The sequence below is a fragment of the Anabaena sphaerica FACHB-251 genome, from assembly GCF_014696825.1.
GTDB lineage: Bacteria > Cyanobacteriota > Cyanobacteriia > Cyanobacteriales > Nostocaceae > RDYJ01.
The window spans coordinates 199,696-224,794 of sequence record NZ_JACJQU010000005.1 but is presented as its reverse complement, the minus strand read 5'-3'; the positions used below and the strand labels follow the sequence as shown (position 1 = coordinate 224,794).

Genomic DNA, 25,099 nt, shown 5'->3' with positions numbered 1-25,099 from the left:
GTGTGAGGAGTAATAATATGGCAGATTATCCCAAATCTAACCTTCAGAAATTATTTTATGATTTATCTGAGGCAGAACAACAGAGTTTAATTTCTGGACAAGGTTTTGATGTGATCGGGAAAACTGATTTTTTCTTCCAAACTACTAACATTGAAAGTGCCGCAGATAATGACCTAAATCTGGGAGAAAATGAATCTAATTCACAAAGTAGTAAATATAAGTTATCGCAAATAAATCTTGGTGCTTCTTTGACTTTTGGCTTAAAAACAATTAGCCCAGGTAGTAATATATGGAGTCACTTCTTGCCTAACATCCTCAATAAATTGTTTTCCTAAATTGCAAGTTTTAAGTTTAAATATTTTGGTGTAGAGATAGATTAATTTTTAGCTCTACATTTCTTTGCCTAGCTAAAGAAGAGATAAGGAAAACTCTTACAATAACAAAATGTACAATCTTAATGCCAGAAACATGAGCTAAAAGAAAGAATTTTTTTTAAGATAAATATAACCAGAGAATAATTTAATTAAGATGCAAATTATTAATAATAAAAGCATAGGTGGTTACACACCTAAATAAGTTTGTGAGGTCAAAAATCATGTCAGATCAAATCAACAAATTGGATTTACTTGCTGAATTATCCACCGAAGAACAAGAGCTTATCTCTGGAGGACAAATGGGTGGCTTCCCAGGCGGTGGCGGTGGCTTCCCAGGCGGTGGCGGTGGTTTCCCAGGCGGTGGCGGTGGCGGTGGCTTCCCAGGGGGCGGTGGCTTCCCAGGTAGTTACCCACAACGTTACCCCAATTACATCTGTAGCTGTCGTCCCGTTTATGGCTACGGTTCCTAAATTAGCACCGTCCACAGACTAGTAGTTTTGTAAGTGAGACTCTTCAATTAGTATAGGTAGGAGAAAATTGAGTATCGGCTCAATCAAATAAATCAAAATTTGAGCGAGTTTTAACAATCTCTTCTTCTCCTCCCTTATTGATGATGCGCCCTGTTTGCAACCTACTCATTTGTGTGATTTTCCAACTTTCCCATCTTTTAAACACAGGGGGTATTACTTAAACATTACAGGGGGTATTACTTAAACATTGGCCAAGCCCTTCGGCAGGGAACTCTGAATAGGGAACAGGGAAAAGTCGTAAAATCCTGGCCGAATCATGGGTTTCAAGCCCCTAAATTTATTGATGAAAAGAGGTAAAAACAGTGGTTTCGAGCCACGTAGTGCGTTCGCGAAGCGTCTCTTAGAGAGAAAAATACGTCCGTTTCAAATCCCGTAATTTTGATTATGGGGATTTCCCTGTTGCCCGTTCCCCGTTCTCTGTTCCCTTTTAAAACCCTAAAAATGTAAGTGAGGCAATTAATGATGTCAACTCAAATCAATAAATCTCATTTAGTGGAATTATCCACAGAAGAACAGCAACTTATATCTGGAGGATATGGAAATTGTTCTCCTTGTTATCAACCGCGTCAAGGTTGTGGCTACAAACCTCATAGTCAAGGTTGTGGCTACAAACCTCATAGTCAAGGTTGTGGCTACAAACCCCAGTATGGAGGTATGCCCTATCAAGATTACGGCTATTCTCCGGAATACTGTTAGCAATATTGCTAGATAGCTGAATTCTGCAAATCTACAAACTTGCAATTATAGGGTGAGGATAATACTTTTATCTTCTCCCTTTTATTAATATCATTTTTTTGTAATTTGCCAATCTTCAATAGTCTATTTACAGAGTTGTATTCAGACATCAAATATGAGCTATATATATCACAAGATATATTTATTGAATATGAGATTGTAACTATAGCATTATGAATTTACCAATTCATTTTCTTATTCTTATAAATAGATTATGGGTGCAGAACGCTTGTCACCAGTATTATAAATCGAGGGCAACAATTATGTCAGATCAAAACATCAAATCTGATTTAGTTCAAGAGATATCTACTGAAGAACAGCAACTGCTATCTGGTGGTTACTGGGGCGGTCGTCCCTGGGGCGGTCGTCCCTGGGGCGGTCCTCCGTGGGGCGGTCCTCCGTGGGGTGGTCCTCCGTGGGGTGGTCCTCCGTGGGGTGGTCCTCCGTGGGGTGGTCCTCCGTGGGGCGGTCGTCCCTGGGGCTGGGGACATCACGGACATCACGGACATCACCGTTGGTAGTAGCAAGCTAGACAAGACAAGTCCACAAACTAAATAGACCTCCAATTCCTTTCTGTTAAGGGGTAAAGAGCAAATGTGGAATGTTTTAATCACTACTTACTCTTTACTCCTTAACCTACAAACATACAAACATTTGCTGTAAAACCTATGTACGAAAGTCAGGTTGAGGAAATGGGGAAAATATCATATTGATAACTCACGAATCCAATCCTGTAAAATTGGATTCACTAACTCAGGAGATTCATCTTGGGGACAGTGTCCCACTCCTTCTAAGGGTATAAATTTTTGCACTTGGGGGAAATTGGCTAACTTTCTACCTAAATCAATCGGTTCCCAAGGGTCAGCCGTTCCCCATAAAATAATCGCCGGACAAGGCAGTACGGGTAAAAGGTCTTCTGGTAATGGTCCACTAGAATAAGCTGTGAAGGCCAGAAATACTGCTGCTGCACCAGGATCACTTGCTGGTGTCATGAGAATCTCTACCAACTCATCTGTAACTGTATCTCCATTGGCATAAGCTTGGAGAAGAATCTTTCTTACTGTTTTTGGTTTGGCTAGTTGACTAAAAAAGAAGTTACCAACTGCTTGATAGGATAAAAGCTTTTGTAAAATTGGCGCTCCAACGCGCTTTGTCCAAGGTAAAGTTAGCCGTTTGCGATCGTGTAATAGTCTGAGAGAACAGTTAAGTAAGGCGGTTCCTAAAGCTATATCTGGGTTAGTTACCGCAGTCTGCATAACTACTATACAGCCAATGGAATTACCTACTAAAAACGCTGGTTCACCCACTACTTCACGACAAAAATCTGCTACTTGCTGTCCCCAAGTTTCTAGTGTGTAGGTTATTTTCTCTCCTGGTTGCGGTTTAGCGGAAGCACCAAAACCAATCAAATCAATGGCATAAACCCGACAACTTTCTCCTAAAACTGGTATATTTTTGCGCCAGTGTCCCCAGGATGCACCAAAGCCATGCACCAGAATCACAGGAGGTCCACTAGTGCCTTGGGTTTGGTAACAAATGGGGAACCCCTGCCACATCCAGGTTTGGGTTGAGGTAAATGTATTGGTAAAAGTTTTCATAGAAAATTCATAATTCATAACTGATAATTCATAGTTCATAATTCAGGATAGCTGCCTGACCACTCGTATTATATATACTTTCATCTCTGAAGTTGGGACGCTAGGTTTTAATTAAGCAAATATATGCTGCTTCACACAATTTTCAAAGAAGATTTACCTAAAAATCATGAGATTGAATGCTTAAATTTACACTAGCACTTGCTTCGGTAGTTTTACAATTTACGCCAATTCGATTAGTATATAAAATTAATTGGATATAAAACAAATACTAAGGCTTGGTTTTACACCTAAGAAACTAACGCTGGTTTTGCAAAAGTTTTTGTTCCTAGTTCCTTCTGGCAAAAAACGATGAATATACTAGAAACTATTGATACTCCTATCGGAAGTTATGCTCCAGATTTTGAGTTGCCAGGAATTGATGGCCGTGTACACCATCTAAGCCGTTATCTAGAGAATTCGCGCTCAGTATGTGTAATTTCTATGTGTAACCACTGTCCTTATGTGGATGGGTATATAGACAGGTTAAAAAACATTCAAGCGGAATTCTCACCTAGCAACTTCACACTAATTGGACTAAACGGTAGTGATGTTAACTCTGGGGAAGATATAAACGCTGGATCAAACTTTGAGGATATGAAAGTTTTTTCCCAACGCCATGAATTAAGTTTCCCCTACTTATGGGACACAACACAAGATGTAACTCGTAGCTTTGGTGCGATTAGCACACCTACGGCTTTTTTAATTGATAATGAGGGAATTTTGCGCTATAAAGGTCAAATTGACGATCACCCTCAAGATCCATCAGCAACCGGGGTAGATTATTTAAGAAATGCGATCGCCTCTTTATTTCAAGGTCAAGAAATCCAGCCAGCACAAACACAACAAGTTGGTACACCATTAGTATGGCGAAAATAAATCGGAACTAGACACAGATTGTCACTGTACTGCTATCTTAAATTGGAGGCAATTGCAACTTATTTGATAAAGCGTAACTTCATGGGAACGAATTACCGACGGGTTTTACTTAAACTGAGCGGTGAAGCCTTGATGGGCAACATGGGCTATGGCATTGATCCAGAAGTAGTCAAGGGAATAGCCGAAGAGTTGGCAGAGGTGGTAGCCACTGGCGTTCAAGTCGCTATCGTAGTTGGCGGCGGCAACATTTTTCGAGGCGTTAAAGCGGCATCGGCGGGAATGGATAGGGCAACTGCTGACTACATAGGGATGATTGCCACGGTAATGAATGCCATGACGCTACAAGACTCGCTAGAACGGATAGGGATACAGACGCGGGTACAAACCGCGATCGCTATGCAAGAATTAGCAGAACCTTATATTCGTCGTCGCGCTATCCGTCATTTAGAAAAAGGACGGGTGGTAATTTTTGGTGCTGGTTCGGGAAATCCCTTCTTTACCACAGATACCACTGCCGCTTTAAGAGCAGCAGAAATAGAAGCGGAAGTGATTTTTAAAGCCACCAAAGTAGACGGAATCTACGACGCTGACCCCGAAATTTATCCTGATGCCAAACGGTACAAAACCCTCACTTACGCCCACGTTTTGGCTCAAGATTTGCGAGTCATGGATAGTACCGCAATTGCCTTATGTAAAGAAAATAATATTCCCATTCTGGTATTTGATTTAACAACGCGAGGAAATATCCACCGCGCAGTAATGGGAGAATCTATTGGCACCCTTGTGGGAGGTTCTTGTGAAATTAGCTGAAGCTGAAAGTACGATGCAAAAGACCGTTGAGGCTACTCAACGAGCATTTAACACCATCCGCACTGGTCGCGCCAATGCGAGTCTACTAGATAAGGTACAGGTCGAATATTACGGGACACCTACCCCCCTGAAATCTCTGGCAAACATTACCACACCTGATGCCTCGACAATCCTGATTCAGCCTTATGACAAGAGCAGCTTGAATATAGTTGAAAAGGCAATTTCTCTGTCAGATATAGGTATAACCCCCAGTAATGACGGTTCTGTAATTCGTTTGAACATCCCACCTTTGACAAGCGATCGCCGGAAAGAATTTGTCAAAATGGCTGCTAAGTATGCCGAAGAAGGTCGAGTTGGCATTCGGAATATCCGCCGTGATGCTCTGGACTCAATTCGTAAACAGGAAAAAGCTGCGGAAGTTTCCGAAGACGAATCACGAGATCAGCAAGACAAACTGCAAAAACTGACAAACAAGTACACTGCCAAAATCGACGAATTACTGGCAGATAAGGAAAAAGACATCACAACTGTCTAAGTTGGGGACTGGGGAGATGGGGAGAAATATTTACCTCCCTCCTACCTCCTGCCTCCTGCCTCCTGTCACCTATTACCTATTACCTATTACCTATTCCCTTAATTTTATGTACGACTGCATCATCGTCGGTGCTGGTCCTGCGGGTGGAACAGCAGCATATCATTTAGCCAAGCAGGGACGCTCAGTATTAGTTTTAGAGAAAGCATCCCTGCCTAGATATAAACCTTGTGGCGGTGGTGTGTCACCAGCGATCGCTCAATGGTTTGATTTTGACTTCAGCCCTGCAATTTCTGTCAAAGCTGACTCTATACGTTTCACCTGGAAATTAGAAGATTCCGTAGAAGCTAAAATTGCTACAAAAGAACCTGTTTGGATGGTGCAGCGAGATGTCTTTGACCATTTTCTAGTTCAACAAGCCCAAAAACAAGGAGCAGAACTGCGAGATAACACAGAAGTGACAGGTATTGAATTTAAAAATGATCATTGGCAAGTTAACACAGCCAATGAACCAGCTATAGGTCGGTACTTAATTGCAGCCGATGGTGCTAAAGGTTCAATGCCAAAATGGCTGGGTTTTAAAGACCGTAAACGTCGTTTAGCAGGAGCATTAGAAGCCGAAGTGCCGGCAAATGTAGAGAATAAATCTACAATTCACTTTGAGTTTGGCTTAGTCAAAAACGGCTATATTTGGAACTTCCCCAAAGCCGATAGTTACTCTATTGGTGTGGGTACATTTATTGGTGGCGAACCTCAAGATTTTAAGAAAATTTTAGATGAATACGCCCAATCTTTTAATGTAGATGTTAAAACTAGCAAACAATACGGTTATCCCATCTCTTTGTGGGACGGTCATCAAAAACTACATACCCAAAATGCGGTGTTAGTTGGTGAAGCTGCTTGTATTGTTGACCCCTTTACCGCAGAAGGTATTCGTCCCTCGATATTTAGCGGTGTCCTAGCAGCACAATTCATTAATGAGGCGCTCAGTGGTGATATCAACGCCTTGGAAAATTATAGTGAGGCCATTAATGAACAGTGGGGTTCAGAAATGGCTTGGGCGCAAAAATTAGCTGGAGCATTTTATCGTTTCCCCGGTATTGGTTACAAGGTCGGTGTTAAACGTCCCTCTGGCGCTCAAGTCATGGGTAAAATCCTCTGTGGTGAATTACGATATGGTGATGTCGCCGGTCGCGCCCTGAAGCGTTTAATCTCTGGTTTTGGTAGTTAGGAAAATAATTCGTAATTACGAATTAAAACAATCTCAACAAAAAACCACAAAAGCACTCCTGTTCCCAGAACACATAGAACCCCAGCTAACCCTGCTAGGGGTTTTTTGTTTTTACCCGTAACCCATTCTGAGACTTTACCTGTGTAGGTAATGAGACCGGCTGTATCTATGGTAGCGATCGCCCATATCCAACCCGCATGAAGTCCCCACGCTATCCCTAAATTATTACCATCAGCAATCCTCGCCACTACTAAAACCATTCCCATCAGCCATAAACCAGGAAGTTGGGGTGCAGTTTCTTTTTGTTCCCAAACTAAATGCAGCAAGGCAAAAATCAAACTAGAAATAATAGCTGCTAACCATATCGGGTAATCTTTCTCCAGGGTTGTCAATAAAAAACCCCGAAAAACTAACTCTTCTATCCCACCCACAAACAAAGCTACCAAAGAAATTGGCAGCAAAATCCCAGGGATTAATTTGATATTTGATTTTTCTAAATAGCACCAACCTAGCCAAAATTGGCAGGAAAATACTAACCCTAATCCTAAAACACCCAAACCCACACCCAGCAGTAAAGAAACCAAAATCGAAAGGTTCCCCACCAAGCCATAATCCGCAAAAGATCCCACTCCTAACCAATTAACTCCCCACAGAATTAGGGGCGCTAATAAATAGAGTGATACCAATAAAGGTATTTTTTGTTCGGGTTGTAAAGGTTTGTTAATTTGCCAATTAAGCATGAAAGCTGATATCGCTGCTAATGGCAACCAACACACTACCCAAGCAATGAAAAAAGCCATGACAACAAACACTACTGGCGCATTTCTTAGCAACGCCAGTAATGTATTGACTGATGGCTCTACAAGTGATAAGAAAACCGACAAAAAAATCACGATAGACTTCTAGCCAAAATAGAGTTCTTGCTTATTCTTCAAGACTCTACTAGAATTTGTGACTCATGCAAAATGTCAAATCGTATTTTGTTGTGTGAAGAAATTTTCATACTACAAATACTATTTATTTGTAGCAGTAGGGACAAGTGAGGAAAGATTCACTGACAACTTACCCCTACTAGCAGAGAAATTTATTCCTCTTCTTCATTTTCTAAATCTGCTTCGTCAGCTTCTATATCTGGCGAAGTTAATTTTTTATCACTTTCACCAAGCTGAATCAAGTGGATATGCTTGTAACCTAAGCGAATTTCAAACTCATCACCAGGCTTTAAGCCCATTGCTTTGGTGTAGGTAGCACCAATGACAATCTGACGATTTTGATGAACACTCACCCGATATGTCGGTTCGCGACCACGACCATCTTTAGGTGCTTCTGGACTGAGAGGAATACCTCTAGCTGACAGTAAAGCATCATAAAAATCGGTGAGATTAACACGCACCTGGTTATTCTTGGTAACGGTGTAATAGCCGCACTGCTTTGCTCTTTCTCGGCGTGGTAAATTAGAAAGCTCTTTTACTTTAGCCAGCAGTGCTTTTCCTGTTAATGGGGCGGTTGCAGTTTCAGTCATTATGCTCAAAATTTCCTTAATATCTCGAAGCGGATCATCAATGTAGCCTTATTTTTGCATTTGGCTTTTTAGCCAATGTACAGAGCTACTGAAGACTTGAGGGTGAGATGTGAATTCCTGCTGATATCATCAGCCCAAGTACCTCTATATATGGTTATCCACATTAAATTAGAGGTCATGGTTGTCACAAACATTTATTCCGGTGATTTTACAGCACTTTTAACCATCATTCGCCATTAGAAACAAAAGTATTTTATTTTTTGGCGCTACTGTAGCGGTGTCATTTGAAGACACCTTTACAAATCAGGTTAGTTCTACTCCAAAAAAGTCGTAGATACAATAAATTGCAGGTTTTTCACTTTCTGTGCTTGCCTTTCTTGCTCTTGAGTTGTAGGTTTGTACCCACTCGTCATCTCAAGCTTAGGACAGAATAGTATTTGCTTATGGTCTTACAGACATACACCCTTTTGTCTAGCCGATAGAGACATGAATTTTTCTGTCTCTACATTACGAATAAACAAAGCAGTAGCAGCCGCACTTGTACGGACTTTGGTACTGGTTTTGTGACTTCGTAATTTTATATTAAATACTATCATGGACTAATAATAGCAAAATATTTGTTTAATTTAAAATTCAAGTTGCAAATTAATTTTTTTTTCAAATCACTGGAGTTGGGGAGAGAAAAAGCAGTGTGGATTTTACTCTGGCTTATACTCTGATGAGTATGGAGTCAAGACTTTTATAAAAGTTTATATAATTTAGGCGAGCCGTTTTGAGTGAGTGACTTAAATCCAGGTTTTCTTGATGGAGATCAGACAAAAAGCCACTGGGATTTTTTGCCCTGTTTATTAGCATCAGGGAAAATCTCTCAGATTCTTCTCCACGTCTGTCTAGGGGAAGAATCAATTTACCACATCTATCCACTGCTTGATAGCTACAATCAGATAATTATCTGCCGCTTTAACACTTGTATATATTTAAAAAATTTTTACTTCGCTATTGCTTGAAGACTTTTTACAAATGGGACTTGACGGAAGAAGTGTAAAGTGTAGAGAATGAACTACTTAACGGTAGATCCCTCCCCTGTTATAAGAGAAAAGCAAAAAAATATTTTCAAAATTGATCTTCCATGCGTGTACGGGTGGAAACTGCCTTAGTTCAGCTTTCAGGCTTTAGTTGAGTTCAATTCACATCCATCAAGCTGTAATAATAGCCTAAGCTGCATAGGTTAGCACATCTCTAGGTTAAACACCTCCATTACTCTCCAGCAGGTAAATTAAAGGGAAAGGGATGATTACTTTTTGCTGTTTCCTTGCTGCCAGTAGATAAATTTCACCAATTGCACTTGGAGCAACTAAAATTTTAATAGTTATCCTTGAACTGTAATCGTTAGCCCCTTCAGCGTCAGATTATTAGGCACTGAAGTTAAATAAAGGGCTAATTGATCACAACGACCTGCTTGTATTCGTGATTTTTGCAGCAGGTAAGGCAATTTTAAGAATTTGGTTGGTAATATATGGAAGTTATTTTTAAGATTATCAGGCAGCAACAAAACTCTGCCCCTGTTGTACAAACTTATCCTTTACAGGTAGAACCGGGTAATACAATACTCGATTGCCTCAATCAGATCAAGTGGGAACAAGATGGAACTTTGGCATTTCGCAAAAATTGCCGCAATACTATTTGTGGCAGCTGTGCCATGCGAATCAATGGACGTTCAGCTTTAGCCTGTAAGGAAAATGTTGGCAGTGAACTGGCTAGACTACAACAAATTTCATCACCAAAAAACCATCATAATACCATTCACGAAATCACGATCGCTCCTTTGGGAAATATGCCCGTGATTAAGGATTTGGTCGTGGATATGAGCAGTTTTTGGAATAATTTAGAAGCAGTTGCACCTTATGTAAGTACAGCAGCGCGACAAGTACCAGAGAAAGAATTTTTGCAAACACCACAAGAGCGATCGCTTCTGGATCAAACTGGTAATTGTATTATGTGCGGTGCTTGTTATTCAGAATGCAACGCCCGCGAAGTTAATTCAGACTTTGTTGGTCCCCACGCTCTCGCCAAAGCATATCGCATGGTGACAGATTCCCGCGATAGCAACACTGAAAATCGTTTAGAAAACTACAACGAAGGTACTAAAGGAGTTTGGGGTTGTACTCGCTGTTTTTACTGCGATTCAGTTTGTCCAATGGAAGTTGCACCATTAGAGCAAATCACCAAAATTAAACAAGAAATTCTTGACCGCAAACAAGCAAGTGACAGCCGTTCAATTCGTCACCGCAAAGTATTGATAGAGTTAGTAAAAACGGGTGGTTGGATTGATGAACGCCAATTTGGTATCCAAGTAGTTGGTAACTATTTCCGCGATTTGAAAGGTTTACTCAGTCTTGCACCTCTGGGTTTGAGGATGCTTGTTCGGGGTAAATTTCCCCTTTCCTTTGAACCCTCAGAAGGTACTCAAGAAGTGCGATCGCTCATCGAATCAGTTCAGAAAACCGAGTCATAGGGACTGGGGACTGGGGACTGGGGACTGGGGACTGGGGACTGGGGACTGGGGACTGGGGACTAGGTAGTGGTTTATAATTGCTAATTATGAATTATGAATTACCTTGGTTCTTGAGGGATATTCAGCTTTTGACCAAAACGGTCATATAGTAAAATATCCCATTGCCCATTATTGCTAAACTCAAACGCAATCTTACTACCATCAGCACTAATTGTCGGATTGCGGATTTCTGCTGGCAAATTAGCAGTTAAATTTCGTGATTGGCGTGTTTCCCGGTCGTAGAGAAAAATAGCAGATCGCCCCTGACGACTGCCAACAAAAACAACATAACGACCATCTTGGGTGACAGAAGGATGAGAAGCAATAGTATCAAAGGAATTTAAACCTGGTAAATCCACCAAATTCCGTGTCACCGTATCCAACATATAGACATCTTGGCTACCTCGACGGTCAGTAGTAAAAACAATGTATCTCCCAGAAATTTGCGGATTTAATTCTGAAGCCAGACTATTTAGACCCCGACCACCCGGATCAAAGGGATAACTTAATATACGTGGATAACCAAAACACCCAGTTAACAAAGTTGAGCTTAAAAATAAAATAATTGCTAATTTGTAATTGGTCATTAGTCATTAGTCATTAGTTATTAGTCATTAGTCATTAGTCATTAGTCATTAGTCATTAGTCATTGGTTAGTTTTTCCCAGTCCCCAGTCCCCAGTCTCCAATCCCCAGTCCCTACTGTGGTACAGTCACCGTTGCACCATTAGGGATATCTAACTCTACAGTTGGACCTCGGTCTAAAACTTCAATATCCCATTGTCCACGACTAGCAGATTCAAACACAACATAACGACCATCAGGGCTGATATGAGGATTCCTGACCCAACCACGATAGGTAGGAGTGATGATTTGTGATTGTTTCATAGCGCGATCGTAAAGTGCTACAACTGGTCTACCTTGGTCACTCGTTAGGTAACAAATATAACGACCCGTGTAGCTCAAACTGGGACTCTCAGCAATAGTTTCTCGTCGGTTTAAACCTGGAGTGGGAATAAAACTTTGCGTTTCTAAGTCGTACACCAACAATTGCTGATTACCATTACGATTCGAGACAAAAGCTAAAAAGCGTCCATTACCACTTAAAGCAGGTTGTTCCTCCGTATAACGACTGTTGAGAGAAGAAACCCCCAGAGGAATATCACCAGCACCACAAGACACAAGCAAACTAGTCAAACTAAAAACAAGGCTCCAATGAATACGTTTTTGGAGCCACAATATAGACGTAAATGTTTTCACATCAACCGCTTTCCGTCGCCTTTAAAACTACCATCACCATTAATTCACCCCAAATATTTTAGATATCATCAAAATCGTTGGAATTATCTGATCCCTCATTTGGCGTTTCTATTGGGTTATATGGTACATAATCAGTGGGAATAGCCTCATCATCTTCCCTGTTTCTGCGAGAGGATGAGTCAGCGGGTGGACGGCGCTTTCTGGGTCTGGTAGCAGTAACATCATCCTCACGGCTTTCTGGGCGTTGAGGTCGGTTATTACTGCGACGTGGTGGTTTTCTTACTTCGTCTTGGGGGCTTTCCCAGTCATCAACTTGCCTAGAAGCAGAACCCCAATTTTCTTGTTCAAAACTTTCACTAGGGCGAGTTACTGAACGCCCAGAACCAGAACGACGTTTTCTTTCTCCTGCTTCTGGTTTTTCTCTGTTGTTACTACGTTCTGAACGACGCGGGGGTTGATCCTCATAGTAATTATCACGGCTGGAACGCTCATCTTTGCTACCGCGAATTCTGGCACGTGGGGGACGTTCTTCTTCTTCCTCTTCTTCGTAATAAGGTAGGGGTTCTAAATCTGCATCCATTTCAGCTTGATAATTGCGCCGTTCAGAGTAAGAATATTTTCTGCTTACTTCTCGCTCATCGTCCACAATTGGAGTATTGCGTTTAGCTTGTTGAGTAGCAATACTTCGCAGACGAATACTTTCAACGGCAAAAAATACAGTAGTACCAACTAACAGCAACTGACCAAATTGCAAAATGGGGTCAAGTCGCCATCCTTGGAAGATGAGAATAAAACCACACAGTAAGCCCACAGCCGCAAAAAAGATATCTTGATCTCGTGACAGTTCTGGACGCACAGTGCGGAGAAAATATAGTGCTGCCCCAGCCACAGCCAGGAAAATTCCTAGAACACTGGCTGAGTTAGCCCCAAAATTTACCTGAGCCAAAACACTGGCTGAGTTCAGCCCAAAATTTATCATTGCTTTTTTCCCAATATCAAATCTATGTTAGCGAGTCACAATTAAAATCACTATTCTAACTATTGACAATATATTTAAGCTTCAAAGCATCTGCAAAGAAGCTCTGAAGCTGTTTACTATTATTGGTGATTGGTGATTGGGAACAACATAATTAATTACCCAGTCCCCAGTCCCCACTCCCCAGTCCCCAATTGCTTAATTTCGCTGGATTTTATCTTTCTGGCTGATGAAAATTAAGCCAACAGTAGCGGGGATGACCACAATCGCAGTACCCCAAACCAGACTCCAAAGAAAATTTGCTAAAGAGGGTGTCATAGTTCTCAACCTTTTTTTACACAGTTCATTTTAATTTTAATGGTGTATCACTTTCTTGAGAAGCCGTTATTTATTTATCAGTTAGAAGTTCCCCGTTAGAGAAAATGACGGCATTTGGTTACAATGTGAAAGAGAATGCTTTACAAAGCTTAAACTTTTTTGGTTTGCGCCCCCAAGTTCTTTTGATTTCTTCACAGATAGTAGCTCAAAGCCATGACTGGTGTTAACCTGACTGTTTGGATTCTAGGACCCGTTTTGGGACTGATGACATTTTTGTTTATTTTCCGCATCATTCTCACTTGGTATCCACAAGTGAATCTCAATCGTTTGCCTTTTAATCTAATCGCTTGGCCGACTGAACCATTTTTAGTGCTATTGCGAAAGCTAGTACCCCCTATTGGTGGGGTAGATATTACCCCCATCTTATGGGTTGGTATTTTCAGCCTGGTGAGAGAAATTTTGCTAGGTCAGCAAGGATTACTGACCATGATGGCGCGTGTAAATTAGGAGGCAGGAGTTATTTATTTTGGATTTTGGATTTTGGATTGTTTTTGTTAACTCCAATCTAAAATCTAAAATCTAAACTTTTTCTCCCCTGTTCCCTGTTCCCTGTTCCCTGTTCCCTGTTCCCTGTTTACTGCAATTTCATTTCCTGAACAAAGTTGGTGTAAACATTACCCTGTAAAAACTGTGGGTTTTCCATGATTTTTTGATGGAAAGCGATGGTGGTGGGTAGTCCGGTGATTGCACACTCTCTCAATGCCCTTTTCATGCGGTTAATAGCTGTGGCTCGGTCGGGTCCCCAGACAATGAGCTTACCGATGAGGGAGTCGTAATAAGGGGGAATTTGGTAATCTGTGTACACATGAGAATCAATCCGCACGCCTGGTCCTCCGGGTGGTAGATAGCCGCTGATTTTGCCAGGGGAAGGACGAAAATCATGATCTGGGTCTTCCGCGTTGATGCGGCATTCAATCGAGTGACCTCGTAAAATCACCTGTTCTTGGGTTAACTTGAGTCTTTCACCTTGAGCAATGCGGATTTGTTCAACTAGCAGGTCTACACCAGTTACCATCTCTGTGACTGGATGCTCAACTTGTATCCGGGTGTTCATTTCCATGAAGTAGAATTTACCGGATTTATCTAGGAGAAATTCAATAGTTCCTGCACCAGTGTAGTTGATGAATTGGGCTGCTTTTACGGCTGCTTGTCCCATTTTTTCCCGTAGTTCTTCATCGAGAGCAGGGCTGGGGGCTTCTTCTAGTAACTTTTGGTTACGGCGCTGAATTGAACAATCTCTTTCGCCAAGATGGATAACATTACCGTAGTTATCGGCCAAAATTTGAAATTCAATGTGACGCGGACGTTCGATAAATTTTTCTATATAAACGCCGGCATTACCAAAAGCGGCTCCGGCTTCACCTTGGGCTGCATGGAAAAGTTTGACAAATTCATCTTGGGAATGAACAAGCCGCATACCCCGGCCACCTCCTCCGGCTGTGGCTTTAATCATGACAGGGTAGCCGATATCTTTGGCGATCGCCATCCCTTCCTCTTCTGTTTCTACTAAGCCATCGCTACCGGGTACTGTGGGAACTCCGGCTTTTTGCATGGTTTCCTTGGCGGTGGATTTATCCCCCATCAAGCGAATAGCTTCAGGCGTAGGTCCAATAAACGCAATTTGATGGTCAGCACAGATTTCTGCAAATCTGGCATTTTCTGCCAAAAAGCCATAACCAGGATGAATGGCTGTAGCACCACGTGTTAAGGCAGCTGCAATAATATTGGGAATATTCAGATAACTTTTACTGCTGGCTGGTTCACCAATACAAACGGCTTCATCAGCCAGTTGGACGTGTAGAGCATTCCGGTCAACAGTGGAGTGAATAGCAACTGTGGCAATTCCCATTTCTTCACAAGCGCGGAGAATGCGAAGAGCTATTTCTCCCCGATTAGCAATTAAAATTTTGTCAAACTTCATTTTCTAGTTGCGATATTAGTACCAGTAGATTGACATTCTCTCCCATCCCGTTGAAATAAAGCTGTCGCATTACTGTAAATTCTCACAAATTTGTCAGGGAACAGGAAACAGTGAACAGGGAACAGGTAAAACATCTTCTCCTATCCCCAGTACCCGTTACCTGATTAAAGCATTGGACAAAATATTTGGGGGAAAAATTTGCAAAAAATATTTTCCATCATAAATTTTTTATGCTATAGTGTTGTTCTAGGCAAACGTGCGGATGTGGCGGAATTGGTATACGCGCACGCTTGAGGTGCGTGTGGCTTTGCCTTGCGAGTTCGAGTCTCGCCATCCGCATTAATATTTTTCAAAACTAAATAAAGTGAGAATAAGAGTTAGCGTAATTTGAGAGGTGTTTCAGGTGGCGCTAAAAAATAGATATTTCCCGAAAAGGCGTAGGGACAATTTATGAACTGTCCCTCAAAAGTGTGTAATTATTGACGTTGAAATTCTATATACAGCAGATTGCAGATCAGTGAGGTACAGAATCAAGATTTAACCGTATATACCAAGCCAGTTTTACTCCTGACTCCTGAATTCTGAATTCTGAATTCTGCTGTATTTACCTCCTAAACCTTCAACGATTGTCTTTGTATTGGCAATTAGCATTTTCTGATAAGTCTCACCTGCTGAACCTTTTTCACCTAACCCATCGGCAAATAATTCTTGTTCTGCTACTTTCACTTTGGCTTCTTGGGCTACGGCTTGAATTAGTTTAGGGTTAATTGTTGTTTCTGCAAAAATTGTCGGTACTTTTTCTTTTTGAATTTCTCTCGCTAATGCGCCTACTCGCGCTGGTGTTGGTGCTTCTTCTGTACTAATTCCCCCTAATGCTCCTTGAATGGTAATTCCATAAGCTTGGGAATAATAACCAAAAGCATCATGAGTGGTTACTAATTTGTGCTGCTTTTTTGGAATTGTGGCAATTTGCGATTTGATCCAGGTGTCTATTTGGCTGATTTCTTGGGTTAATTTTTCGCTACTGGTAGTATAAATGGCGGTATTATTAGGAGACAATTTGACTAATTGTTGGGCAATTGTTTCTGCTATTGCTATACCATTTTGGGCATTTTGCCACACATGGGGATCAATTACTGTTTGACCATCTTCTTGAAACTTTTGCGGGTTGGGTACTGCAATTTCATGTACAGCTACTTTGGGTGCTGGGTTGGAAGTGGCTTTAATTAATTTAATTAACCCTGCTTCAAAGTTGTAACCACCATAAAGAATTAATTCAGCTTGTTCAATTGCTTTGCTGTCATCTGGCTTGGGTTGGTAAACGTGGGGATCTGAACCTGCATCAATTAAGCATTTTAAATCAATGGTATATCTGGCAATTTCTTCGGTTAAACCACAAATGACCGTGTTGGTAGCTACTACTAGAGGCAGTTTTTCCGTAGACTGGTTTTCTGTACCTGTGGGAGTAGATGGGTTGTTTTCACCTGCTGGACTACAGCTAATGATACCAAAGGTTAAAGCTACAGAAGCGAGAAATTTTAGTTGTGAGTTGCAAAACATTGTTAATCTGAATGCTAAAATACAATGATTATCATTATCATATAAATAGTAAAGTTATTCTTATTTATGTTAGAAGTTGAACATTTAGCCGTGAACTACCGAGGAGTGACGGCTGTGGAGGACGTGAGTTTTCGTTCCTTGCCGGGTCAGATGGTGGGTGTCATTGGTCCTAATGGTGCTGGTAAAAGCACGATGGTAAAGGCAATTTTGGGTTTAGTACCTATTAGTAGTGGAGTGGTGAAGTTTCGCGATCGCTCGTTAAAACAACAATTAAATTCTGTAGCTTATGTACCACAGCGATCGCAAATTGATTGGGATTATCCCATCACTGTATGGAATGTAGTTATGATGGCAAGGACTGTACATACAGGTTGGTTTCGGGAACCTTCCAAACCATCTCAAGAAATAGTCAAAGAAGCTTTAGCAAGGGTAGGGATGTTAGAGTTGCGATCGCGTCAAATTGGGGAGTTATCAGGAGGACAACAACAACGAGTATTTTTAGCACGAGCTTTAGCCCAACAAGCGGAATTATTATTTTTTGATGAGCCGTTTGTGGGTATTGATCAAAAAACCGAAGCCATCATGTTTGATGTATTTGCAGAATTGAAATTACAAGGTAAAATTTTGCTGGTAGTCACCCATGATTTAGGTACAGCCTTGACAAAATGTGACCAATTATTATTATTAAATAAACAAATTATCGCCACAGGTTCACTCAAAGAAGTAATGACAGCGGATAATATTCAACGTGCCTATGGAGATAGTGTTTTATTATTAAATAGATAGAGATTATAGGGCATAGCACATAGATGGAAACTATTAATATGTTAATTTCTATGCACTATACCCTTGACTTTAACAGTCTACTAATTCAGGTGTTTGGTTGAGTATTTGACTACGAATGGAAATGAAATCTAGATATACAGAAGAATCTAGTTTATCTGGTCTAAAAACAGCGACATTATGGCAATTTTGAAACGCTAATTTAATGCCAAAATGACGCTCAACTGCTCCACGAATTGCATCTCCACCCATCATCCTTAATAATTGAGCGCGTGCTTGTTCACTTGGTGGGGGAAATTCATGATTAGCCCATTCTTCACCTTTAATGAGACGTTGTGCAAGACTTTCTACAATACCCCAGGCATAAGGTAATGATTGTCTGATGCTTTCGACAAACTGCTTTTCATCAACCTTACCTGCTTTCGCTTGTTCAATAAGATGCACACTTACATTTAATGACATTTAGTTTTCCTTCGTTGAATTTTCTAGTCAAGCTTAACCTGAAAATGATAATTATAATCATAATTTCTAAATTGTTGCTACCAGCGCAAAAAACCTAATTTTTACATACATTGTTTGTGGATTTTGTCAATTTTTATGCAACAATTAACAAATAATATGAAACTGCATAGAATAATAAATCAAGAATAATTGAACGCGGATAAACGCAGATAAACACAGATGAGGATGAATACATTAATGGATTTCATGATTTTGTGCATCCTCACATAAAATTTGTATAAATATGGAGATATTTATCAATGTTAAATTTTCTTTTAGAACCTTTAAGTTTTGAATTTATGCGCGGAGCAATTACCACAGCCATTCTGTTAGGTATTCTCTGCGCTGTGGTTGGTACTTTCCTAATTGTGCAACGCATGGGATTATTAGGAGATGTCATTGCTCATGCAGTTTTACCAGGATTAGCCATAGCCTTTTTCTTAGGGATTGATATTTTCTTAGGTGCATTTATATCGGGAACTCTTAGCACCTTTGTTATTGCTTGGATTCAATCTCAATCGCGGATTAAAGTTGATGCTGCAATGGCTTTAGTTTTTTCGGGATTTTTAGCATTGGGTATTATGTTAATTACCCTATTAAAAAGCAAATTAGACCTACATCAATTTCTATTTGGTGATATTTTGGGTGTGACAACAGATGATGTCAAACGCACTGTAATTATTACAGTAGTTGTCTTGATTTTGGTTAGACTCTTTTACAAAGAATTACTATTTTATACTTTTGACCCCTTGGGCGCTCAAGCTAGTGGTTTACCTATTAATTTGATTCACTTTGGGTTAACTGGTGCTATTACATTAACGATTATTGCGAGTATGCAAACTGTGGGAGTAGTTTTAGTTGTTTCTTTACTAATTGGACCGGGAACTACAGCTTATTTATTAGTTAAAGAATTACATCAAATGATGCAATTGGGGGCGGTTATCGGTGTAATTAGTAGTGTCACCGGAATGTATATTAGCTATTATTTGAATGTTCCTTCAGGAGCGGCTATAGTGTTAGTTGTTTCTGGGTTGTTTGTATTAGCATTATTTTTTAGTCCTAGTCAGGGAATTTTTACTAGACCAGAAATGGCGCAGCGTTCAGCTAAACTTTTGAATTTGTTTAAATCTGCAAATAATAAATGATTCAGGAGTCAGGAGTCAGAATGTTTGAGAAATTGGTTTATTATCAACGACGACCAAAACCTTGACCGCGCGTTCCTTTTGACCAGATAATTAATTCACCGTTCTTTCCTCCAGCTGCTAATGTAGATTCATGAGGATGCCAAGAAAGGCAAGAAAATCCATTGTTAGCACCATAAAGAACTTGCAGCAGTCGTTTACCTTGATTCCATAAACAAACGCTACCATCTTCAGAAGCAGAGGCTAATAAATGGGTATGGGGTTGAAATTGAATTGATAGGACATTACCTTCATGTCTGGGTAAGACTCTACTATCCCAGTTATCAGCATCTTTTTCCCAAACCACTATACCTTCAATACTGGAAGCAGCCAATAAGGGTGCGCCTGATTTTGTCGGTATATTTGACCATGCTAAATTGCGAATTTTACCAGGAAAACCGCGCATTACCCAAGGATCTGGGTTATTCCACTCCAAAACCGTGATTGAGCAATCCATATTCCCAGAAGCGATATATTTACCATCGGCTGACCATAATATTACTAAACTGGTTGAATCAACTGGTACAAGCGAGGGATCATCATCCCAATTTTCCGACATCCAAATTTTCAGACTCTGATAACCCGCAACGGCTAAACTTTCTCCATTGGGATGCCAAGTAATATATTGGACAGAGGATGTATCAAAGTTAAGGGTTGTTTCTGTGTTACCTGTGTCTGCGTTCCATACCTGCACATAGCGACCACAGCTAAAAGCTAGTTGATTTTTGGTGGGACTCCAGGCCATGCGGTCTACCCAGGTGCGGTTATTTTCTAGAACGCTGATCAGTTTTGCTTCCTCTGAGTGTAAACGCCAAATTTTCACTTGTCCATTTTGCCCACCTGCGGCTAGAAATTCTCCATCTTTGGAAAAAACAAGACTGTCTATAGATTCTCCATTAGAAGTTTGTAAATATTTGACTAATTCCTGTTCTAGATTATGGTATAAAATTACTTCTCCAGCAGATGAACTCGCAGCCAGAATTTTACCTTGGGGGGACCAAGCGATCGCTGTCACATAATCTGACAACATCCCTCCCCAACACTGCTGAAAATCACCCTGTATCTTTGCTTTTAAGGACATAATTAATATTTAGCAATACATTTTTGAGGATTCATTTTCATAGCCTAGAAGCAATGAGAATCGTTATCAGGATAGCGCAAATAGTCTGATCACACAAGATTTTTTTAAATTGGGTTTTCTGGGCGTTAAAAATATTAATATTTTTAGAAATGCTGTTTAGGAATCAAAATGGAACGGGCTATTTCGGCGCTAGGTATTTTAGTTTTTATTGGTATATCTTATGCCCTTTCTGTTAACCGTCATGCTGTGCGTTGGCGAACTGTGGCCTGGGGTTTAGGGTTAGAATTTCTTTTAGCATTGGTAATTTTGAAAACTTCCTGGGGTTTAAATCTCTTTAAGTCTTTGGGGGATATTATCGGTAATTTCTTAGCTTTTTCTGATGTAGGTGCTAAATTTGTCTTTGGCGAAAATTTCAAAGATCATTTATTTGCTTTTCAAGTTCTACCGACAATTATCTTTTTCTCTGCTTTTATCAGTGTTTTATATCACTATGGCATTGTCCAGAGGATAGTCAGTAGCTTGGCTTGGGTAATGATGAAAACCATGAAAACAACTGGTGCTGAGTCTTTATCCTGCGCTGGAAATATCTTTTTAGGTCCGACAGAAGCGGCGTTAATGGTTAAGCCCTATGTAGCAAACATGACTCAATCAGAACTATTTGCGGTGATGACTGGTGGTTTTGCTACTATTGCCGGTGGTGTACTGGGTGCTTACCTTTCTTTCGGTATTCCCGCAGAACATTTGATAGCTGCTTTTTTTATGACTGCTCCTACTTCTTTGATAGTATCAAAGTTACTCTATCCAGAAACAGAAGTATCGGAAACTGCTGGTAAAATTAGTGTGGAGACAAAGAGTAATTCTGTCAATGTCATTGATGCCGCAACGACAGGGGCGCTTGATGGTGTTAAGTTAGCGGTTAATGTCGGTGTGATGATTATTGCATTTTTGGGTTTGCTGGCTGCTGTAAATGCATTGTTAGGATGGTTGGGGGCACTTGTAGGTTTACCGCAATTATCCTTAGAGTGGATGTTATATTTTATTATGGCTCCTGTAGCTTGGTTGATGGGCATACCTTGGGCTGATTGTGGCAAAATCGGGGCTTTATTGGGTAAAAAGACGATTTTAAATGAATTTGTGGCATATTTGGATTTAGGTGAAATGATTAAGCAGCAGCAAATTTCTCAACGTGCTGCGATTATTACTACTTATGCTTTATGTAATTTTGCTAATATTGGCACAATTGGGATTACTATTGGTAGTATGACAGCTATGGCTCCTAACCGTCAAAATGATTTAGCGCGGATGGGTTTTAAATCAATGATTGGCGGATTACTTGCGAGTTTTATTACTGCTGGTATTGCGGGGATGTTGGTTTAAGTGAACATTTAGGTTTTCTGTGCAGATCAGAATAGCTTAAAATTTATCTTCGTTGCATCAACCCAACCTTGTATCTTAGAGGTATGTTAGAAGAAGTGGTAGAGCGATAGGAAATTTGGGAATTAAACACCAGATTTAAATTATTTACTCTCATGCCCTTTAAATCCCTTACTATTCCCATAATAAACAGTTTTAAATTCCACTTTATTATTATTAGGATTATAGATAGTATAGGTAGCTTGACCGGGAGTACGTCCCACATTTCCCACCCCAATCACTTGACGGGGTGTAACAGTCATTATTTGCGAAGAAATTTGGCGGTCAAGAGTTGTAATTTCACTCGTGACAGAACCACCTTGTAACTGATATTGAAAAGTTAAACCAGAACGACCACAAAACAAATTATTTGCTTGCATTCTTGACAGTCTATCTAACATTTGAATCGGGGGAGTTTCTGGAGTAAGTTCCTCACTCACACCTACCGTTGAACCATGAATTAATAAACAATCTAACTCAAAAAAACCAAAGTCCAAATTTCTCAACCATTGTACAGTGGGACGAGAAACACATTCCCAGAGCATTTCTACAGTATCACCTCCATATTTTTCCAACAAATCAGGAGCTTCTCCAGTTGGTCCCAAACCATGCAAAATAAAACATTGTTCTTCCCACCAACCTTTACAAATCATTGGTTCTAACTCACCACGACGGGGAGACTTTACCCTTTCTACCAGTTTTTCACATTCTTTATTTGGTCCAACTAAATCACCCAAAATATATAAAGCATCTACATAACGTTGACGCTTAATATCTGCCATCACAGCTTCATAAGCTGCTAAATTACCTTCAATTCCACTCAAAATAACCCACATAATTTTAGATTTTATATAATAATTCAGGAGTCACGAGTCAGGAGAAAGAATTAATTTGTCACTGCAAGTCCCCAGTCCCCAGTCCCTAGTACCCAGTCACCAATCATCTTGTACAAACATGAGTAGGATCATCTGCTCTTTCTGCAAATTCTAAACCATTTGCTAAACGCCAAGCAAATATTTTTGGTAATCCCTTTTCAATAATTGCAGCACAGGTTTTTTGATAATCATAAGCAACTTCTCTTAATGTCACCTCTTGAGTTTCATTGTCATAAATTACATAAGTTGCATTAGGTCTACCATGTCGCGGTTCTCCTACTGAACCTACATTGATAATACGCTTGATAGGAGATGTAAAACTAATTTCCTGTAATTTTTCTTGACTATCAACTCTTATCTGTAAATTACCTGCATTTAAAGTTCTGACATAAGGGACATGAGTATGTCCACAAAACAGCACATCTGCACCTGTAGAAAGTACCCGTTCTAAGGCCACAAAAGCATCAAGTTCGGGTAATAAATATTCATGGTTACTATGAGGACTACCATGAACAAAAGCTAAATTTTCCCATTGCATACTGTAGGGTAAATTAGCTAAAAACTCGCGGTTTTCTGGATGAATTTCTTTATTAGTCCATTCATGAGCTTGGATTCCTCTTTTTTCTGCTAATAATGAAGGATAACTACAATCACAAGCATTCAAACCTTCTACTATATCTTCATCCCAACAACCAGCACAGGTAGGAATATCTAAAGAGCGAATTTTGTTAACAACAGCATTGGGATGGGGTCCATATCCCACTAAATCACCAACACAAAAGATTTTTTCTGCCTTTTGCTGTTCAATGTCTAATAATACAGCATCTAAGGCTTCATAATTACCATGAATACATGACATTACAGCTATCTTCATACTGGTTGTTCCTCTAATAAAATTTGTTTGACTTGTTGTTGATATTGGGAAATCAAGGAGTCAGATAAACAGCAAGCTGATAATGTTGCTTTTAACGCTGGTTCATCTAAGTTTTTTCCCGCTACTTCTAAACCACTAAACCGCTGAGGTCTACCTTCTAAATATCTTGGTAAATCTAATTCTAAAAACTCTGTTTGGGGAACACCTGCGACAAAATCACAGTAAAGAGAACGCCCATCATTAACATCAAAAATTCCCTTAGCGCGGATAACTTTACCATAAGCACCATGAGTTATTTCATACCAAAATTCTTCTAAACTATTTTCATCAATAACTTGACCGGTTGTACACACGCGCCAGATTTTTTCTACTTTGACTATTTCTGCTGGTGCGCCATTGATAGTTTCTTCAGTCCATGTATGATATTCTGAGTTTTGATAGTGGGGTGGTAAAATAGCCACAGCACGATAATTGAGATTATCTAATATTTGTGATACTGTTGATAATTCTAGGTAAGAACCTAATTCAATATAAACATGATTCGCTTCTGGAATTTGATAAATAAATTCAATTTCTTGACCATCACCAAAACAGTTAATTCCAGGAAATTCGGTTTTTATGCAAGTTTGATCAATAATAACATTCCCCGTTCCAGGACTGAAATAAATTACTTTTTCAAGAGATTTAATATCTCGGATTTGTTGACGAATCCAGGTGGTTTTTCCAGCCCCAGATAATCCAGCTACGACGGTAATACTTGGTATATTCATAATCCATTCAGCTTAAGATTGAGCAGGTAAAATTTCCACAGCATTAAAAAAACAACTTCTTGCTCCAGTATGACAGGCAATATCACCAATTTGATCAATTTTCATCAGAATTGTATCACCATCACAGTCATAAAAAAGCTCTTTGACTTTTTGAATATGTCCAGATTTTGCCCCTTTATGCCATAATTCAGAACGGGAACGACTCCAATAATGAGCTTCTCCTGTCGCTAGGGTTTTTTGAATTGATTCTGCGTTCATCCAAGCCATCATCAACACAGTACCATCACGGTAATCTTGAGCTATGGCGGGAATTAAACCTTGCTCGTTGAATTTCAAGTTTTTTATTATTTTTTCCATCATTTATGTAGCTAAAATCATATCTAAATAGGGCTTGCTGAATAAAACTAAAACTGTTTATTAATAAGGGTTTTGCGAATTTTTAGAACAAAAAAGTGCAAGGTTTTGGCTTATGGAGTCTCAAAACAGTTGCATTTTTCCTTGTCGGATATGGGAAATTGAGGATATCCAGATGGCTGAAACTGTTCCCTGTTCCCTGTTAAGAGTTCCCTAACCTCACAGACAACTTTTTCAGCAAACCCTAAATAAATCATCAATAAATTGATTAAGTAGTTAAAAGAAAAGTAGGTTGGGTTGACGCTAGGAAACCCAACATTATCAATGCTTTTGTTGGGTTGCGCTATCGCTTAACCCAACCTACAATTATCT

At 40.0% G+C, this 25,099-nt stretch carries 29 protein-coding genes and 1 tRNA gene; 14 read left to right on the top strand and 16 right to left on the bottom strand.

Annotated features, from left to right (window positions below):
- Positions 1–17 precede the first annotated feature (17 nt).
- From H6G06_RS11775 to H6G06_RS27385, 4 genes are all read left to right on the top strand, one after another.
- Positions 18–335 carry a hypothetical protein gene (locus tag H6G06_RS11775; RefSeq protein ID WP_190560256.1) on the top strand — a complete coding sequence of 106 codons (318 nt, stop codon included), beginning with the start codon at positions 18–20 and terminating at the stop codon, positions 333–335.
- A gap of 342 nt (positions 336–677) precedes the next feature.
- On the top strand, positions 678–866 hold the full coding sequence (locus H6G06_RS11770; protein ID WP_190560254.1) for a hypothetical protein: 189 nt from the start codon (positions 678–680) through the stop codon (positions 864–866).
- Between the two features lie 497 nt (positions 867–1,363).
- The gene (locus H6G06_RS11765; RefSeq protein ID WP_190560252.1) at positions 1,364–1,600 is read left to right on the top strand and encodes a hypothetical protein; all 237 of its coding nucleotides are present in this window, start codon (positions 1,364–1,366) and stop codon (positions 1,598–1,600) included.
- A gap of 372 nt (positions 1,601–1,972) precedes the next feature.
- Positions 1,973–2,197: a pentapeptide repeat-containing protein gene (locus tag H6G06_RS27385; RefSeq protein WP_422387049.1), complete on the top strand. Its 225-nt coding sequence runs from the start codon at positions 1,973–1,975 to the stop codon at positions 2,195–2,197.
- Between the two features lie 146 nt (positions 2,198–2,343).
- Here the strand turns inward: H6G06_RS27385 and H6G06_RS11755 are convergent, their stop codons facing one another.
- Entirely contained in the window at positions 2,344–3,237 is an 894-nt protein-coding gene (locus H6G06_RS11755; RefSeq protein ID WP_190560431.1) for an alpha/beta fold hydrolase, read from the bottom strand.
- Positions 3,238–3,585: 348 nt separating this feature from the next.
- Here H6G06_RS11755 and H6G06_RS11750 point away from each other — a divergent pair, with 348 nt between their 5' ends.
- The 4 genes from H6G06_RS11750 to H6G06_RS11735 all read left to right on the top strand — a co-directional run bounded on the left by H6G06_RS11750 (position 3,586) and on the right by H6G06_RS11735 (position 6,725).
- A complete protein-coding gene (locus H6G06_RS11750) occupies positions 3,586–4,152 on the top strand; it encodes a thioredoxin family protein (protein ID WP_190560247.1) in 567 nt (188 codons plus the stop codon).
- Between the two features lie 81 nt (positions 4,153–4,233).
- Positions 4,234–4,962 carry a UMP kinase gene (gene pyrH, locus H6G06_RS11745; RefSeq protein ID WP_190560245.1) on the top strand — a complete coding sequence of 243 codons (729 nt, stop codon included), beginning with the start codon at positions 4,234–4,236 and terminating at the stop codon, positions 4,960–4,962.
- Positions 4,949–5,497, top strand: a complete 549-nt coding sequence (gene frr, locus H6G06_RS11740) for a ribosome recycling factor (protein WP_190560243.1) — start codon at positions 4,949–4,951, stop codon at positions 5,495–5,497. Before pyrH ends, frr begins: the two co-directional genes overlap by 14 nt.
- Before the next feature lie 106 nt (positions 5,498–5,603).
- The gene (locus H6G06_RS11735; RefSeq protein WP_190560241.1) at positions 5,604–6,725 is read left to right on the top strand and encodes a geranylgeranyl reductase family protein; all 1,122 of its coding nucleotides are present in this window, start codon (positions 5,604–5,606) and stop codon (positions 6,723–6,725) included.
- On the opposite strand, the gene H6G06_RS11730 is transcribed toward H6G06_RS11735, so the two are convergent.
- From H6G06_RS11730 to H6G06_RS11715, 3 genes are all read right to left on the bottom strand, one after another.
- Complete coding sequence (locus H6G06_RS11730) at positions 6,722–7,618, bottom strand: CPBP family intramembrane glutamic endopeptidase (protein WP_190560239.1); 897 nt, start codon at positions 7,616–7,618, stop codon at positions 6,722–6,724. The two genes, H6G06_RS11735 and H6G06_RS11730, sit on opposite strands and share 4 nt — an antisense overlap.
- 191 nt (positions 7,619–7,809) lie before the next feature.
- Positions 7,810–8,247 carry an AbrB family transcriptional regulator gene (locus tag H6G06_RS11725; protein WP_190560237.1) on the bottom strand — a complete coding sequence of 146 codons (438 nt, stop codon included), beginning with the start codon at positions 8,245–8,247 and terminating at the stop codon, positions 7,810–7,812.
- Between the two features lie 449 nt (positions 8,248–8,696).
- Entirely contained in the window at positions 8,697–8,843 is a 147-nt protein-coding gene (locus H6G06_RS11715; RefSeq protein WP_190560233.1) for a hypothetical protein, read from the bottom strand.
- A 920-nt stretch (positions 8,844–9,763) separates the two neighbouring features.
- Here H6G06_RS11715 and H6G06_RS11710 point away from each other — a divergent pair.
- Entirely contained in the window at positions 9,764–10,762 is a 999-nt protein-coding gene (locus H6G06_RS11710) for a succinate dehydrogenase/fumarate reductase iron-sulfur subunit (RefSeq protein WP_190560231.1), read from the top strand.
- Positions 10,763–10,860: 98 nt separating this feature from the next.
- On the opposite strand, the gene H6G06_RS11705 is transcribed toward H6G06_RS11710, so the two are convergent.
- From H6G06_RS11705 to psbX, 4 genes are all read right to left on the bottom strand, one after another.
- Positions 10,861–11,388 (bottom strand): TolB family protein, encoded by a 528-nt coding sequence (locus H6G06_RS11705; RefSeq protein ID WP_190560229.1) that lies wholly within the window; start codon positions 11,386–11,388, stop codon positions 10,861–10,863.
- Between the two features lie 111 nt (positions 11,389–11,499).
- Positions 11,500–12,060, bottom strand: coding sequence for a PD40 domain-containing protein (locus H6G06_RS11700; protein ID WP_190560227.1), 561 nt, complete (start codon positions 12,058–12,060; stop codon positions 11,500–11,502).
- A gap of 58 nt (positions 12,061–12,118) precedes the next feature.
- A complete protein-coding gene (locus tag H6G06_RS11695) occupies positions 12,119–13,039 on the bottom strand; it encodes a Ycf66 family protein (protein WP_190560225.1) in 921 nt (306 codons plus the stop codon).
- Positions 13,040–13,234: 195 nt separating this feature from the next.
- Positions 13,235–13,354 carry a photosystem II reaction center X protein gene (psbX, locus tag H6G06_RS11690; protein WP_190560223.1) on the bottom strand — a complete coding sequence of 40 codons (120 nt, stop codon included), beginning with the start codon at positions 13,352–13,354 and terminating at the stop codon, positions 13,235–13,237.
- 213 nt (positions 13,355–13,567) lie between these two features.
- Here psbX and H6G06_RS11685 point away from each other — a divergent pair, with 213 nt between their 5' ends.
- On the top strand, positions 13,568–13,861 hold the full coding sequence (locus tag H6G06_RS11685) for a YggT family protein (protein ID WP_190560221.1): 294 nt from the start codon (positions 13,568–13,570) through the stop codon (positions 13,859–13,861).
- Between the two features lie 127 nt (positions 13,862–13,988).
- On the opposite strand, the gene accC is transcribed toward H6G06_RS11685, so the two are convergent.
- Entirely contained in the window at positions 13,989–15,335 is a 1,347-nt protein-coding gene (accC, locus tag H6G06_RS11680) for an acetyl-CoA carboxylase biotin carboxylase subunit (protein WP_190560219.1), read from the bottom strand.
- Positions 15,336–15,593: 258 nt separating this feature from the next.
- Here accC and H6G06_RS11675 point away from each other — a divergent pair.
- Positions 15,594–15,674, top strand: a tRNA-Leu gene (locus H6G06_RS11675).
- A gap of 222 nt (positions 15,675–15,896) precedes the next feature.
- Here H6G06_RS11675 and H6G06_RS11670 read toward each other — a convergent pair.
- On the bottom strand, positions 15,897–16,895 hold the full coding sequence (locus tag H6G06_RS11670) for a metal ABC transporter solute-binding protein, Zn/Mn family (RefSeq protein ID WP_190560217.1): 999 nt from the start codon (positions 16,893–16,895) through the stop codon (positions 15,897–15,899).
- 66 nt (positions 16,896–16,961) lie between these two features.
- Here H6G06_RS11670 and H6G06_RS11665 point away from each other — a divergent pair, with 66 nt between their 5' ends.
- The gene (locus H6G06_RS11665) at positions 16,962–17,681 is read left to right on the top strand and encodes a metal ABC transporter ATP-binding protein (protein WP_190560216.1); all 720 of its coding nucleotides are present in this window, start codon (positions 16,962–16,964) and stop codon (positions 17,679–17,681) included.
- 69 nt (positions 17,682–17,750) lie between these two features.
- Here the strand turns inward: H6G06_RS11665 and H6G06_RS11660 are convergent, their stop codons facing one another.
- Positions 17,751–18,140 carry an SCO5389 family protein gene (locus H6G06_RS11660; protein ID WP_190560214.1) on the bottom strand — a complete coding sequence of 130 codons (390 nt, stop codon included), beginning with the start codon at positions 18,138–18,140 and terminating at the stop codon, positions 17,751–17,753.
- 299 nt (positions 18,141–18,439) lie between these two features.
- Here H6G06_RS11660 and H6G06_RS11655 point away from each other — a divergent pair, with 299 nt between their 5' ends.
- On the top strand, positions 18,440–19,324 hold the full coding sequence (locus tag H6G06_RS11655) for a metal ABC transporter permease (protein ID WP_190560212.1): 885 nt from the start codon (positions 18,440–18,442) through the stop codon (positions 19,322–19,324).
- A gap of 43 nt (positions 19,325–19,367) precedes the next feature.
- Here H6G06_RS11655 and H6G06_RS11650 read toward each other — a convergent pair whose 3' ends face one another.
- Positions 19,368–20,441 carry a WD40 repeat domain-containing protein gene (locus tag H6G06_RS11650; RefSeq protein WP_190560211.1) on the bottom strand — a complete coding sequence of 358 codons (1,074 nt, stop codon included), beginning with the start codon at positions 20,439–20,441 and terminating at the stop codon, positions 19,368–19,370.
- A gap of 168 nt (positions 20,442–20,609) precedes the next feature.
- Here H6G06_RS11650 and H6G06_RS11645 point away from each other — a divergent pair, with 168 nt between their 5' ends.
- A complete protein-coding gene (locus H6G06_RS11645; protein ID WP_190560209.1) occupies positions 20,610–21,818 on the top strand; it encodes a NupC/NupG family nucleoside CNT transporter in 1,209 nt (402 codons plus the stop codon).
- A 140-nt stretch (positions 21,819–21,958) separates the two neighbouring features.
- Here H6G06_RS11645 and H6G06_RS11640 read toward each other — a convergent pair whose 3' ends face one another.
- The 4 genes from H6G06_RS11640 to hisI all read right to left on the bottom strand — a co-directional run bounded on the left by H6G06_RS11640 (position 21,959) and on the right by hisI (position 24,733).
- Positions 21,959–22,690, bottom strand: coding sequence for a metallophosphatase (locus tag H6G06_RS11640; protein WP_190560207.1), 732 nt, complete (start codon positions 22,688–22,690; stop codon positions 21,959–21,961).
- Positions 22,691–22,793: 103 nt separating this feature from the next.
- On the bottom strand, positions 22,794–23,603 hold the full coding sequence (locus tag H6G06_RS11635) for a metallophosphoesterase family protein (protein ID WP_190560205.1): 810 nt from the start codon (positions 23,601–23,603) through the stop codon (positions 22,794–22,796).
- The gene (locus tag H6G06_RS11630) at positions 23,600–24,373 is read right to left on the bottom strand and encodes a CobW C-terminal domain-containing protein (RefSeq protein ID WP_190560203.1); all 774 of its coding nucleotides are present in this window, start codon (positions 24,371–24,373) and stop codon (positions 23,600–23,602) included. Before H6G06_RS11630 ends, H6G06_RS11635 begins: the two co-directional genes overlap by 4 nt.
- Before the next feature lie 12 nt (positions 24,374–24,385).
- Positions 24,386–24,733, bottom strand: a complete 348-nt coding sequence (hisI, locus tag H6G06_RS11625) for a phosphoribosyl-AMP cyclohydrolase (RefSeq protein ID WP_190560201.1) — start codon at positions 24,731–24,733, stop codon at positions 24,386–24,388.
- Positions 24,734–25,099 lie beyond the last annotated feature (366 nt).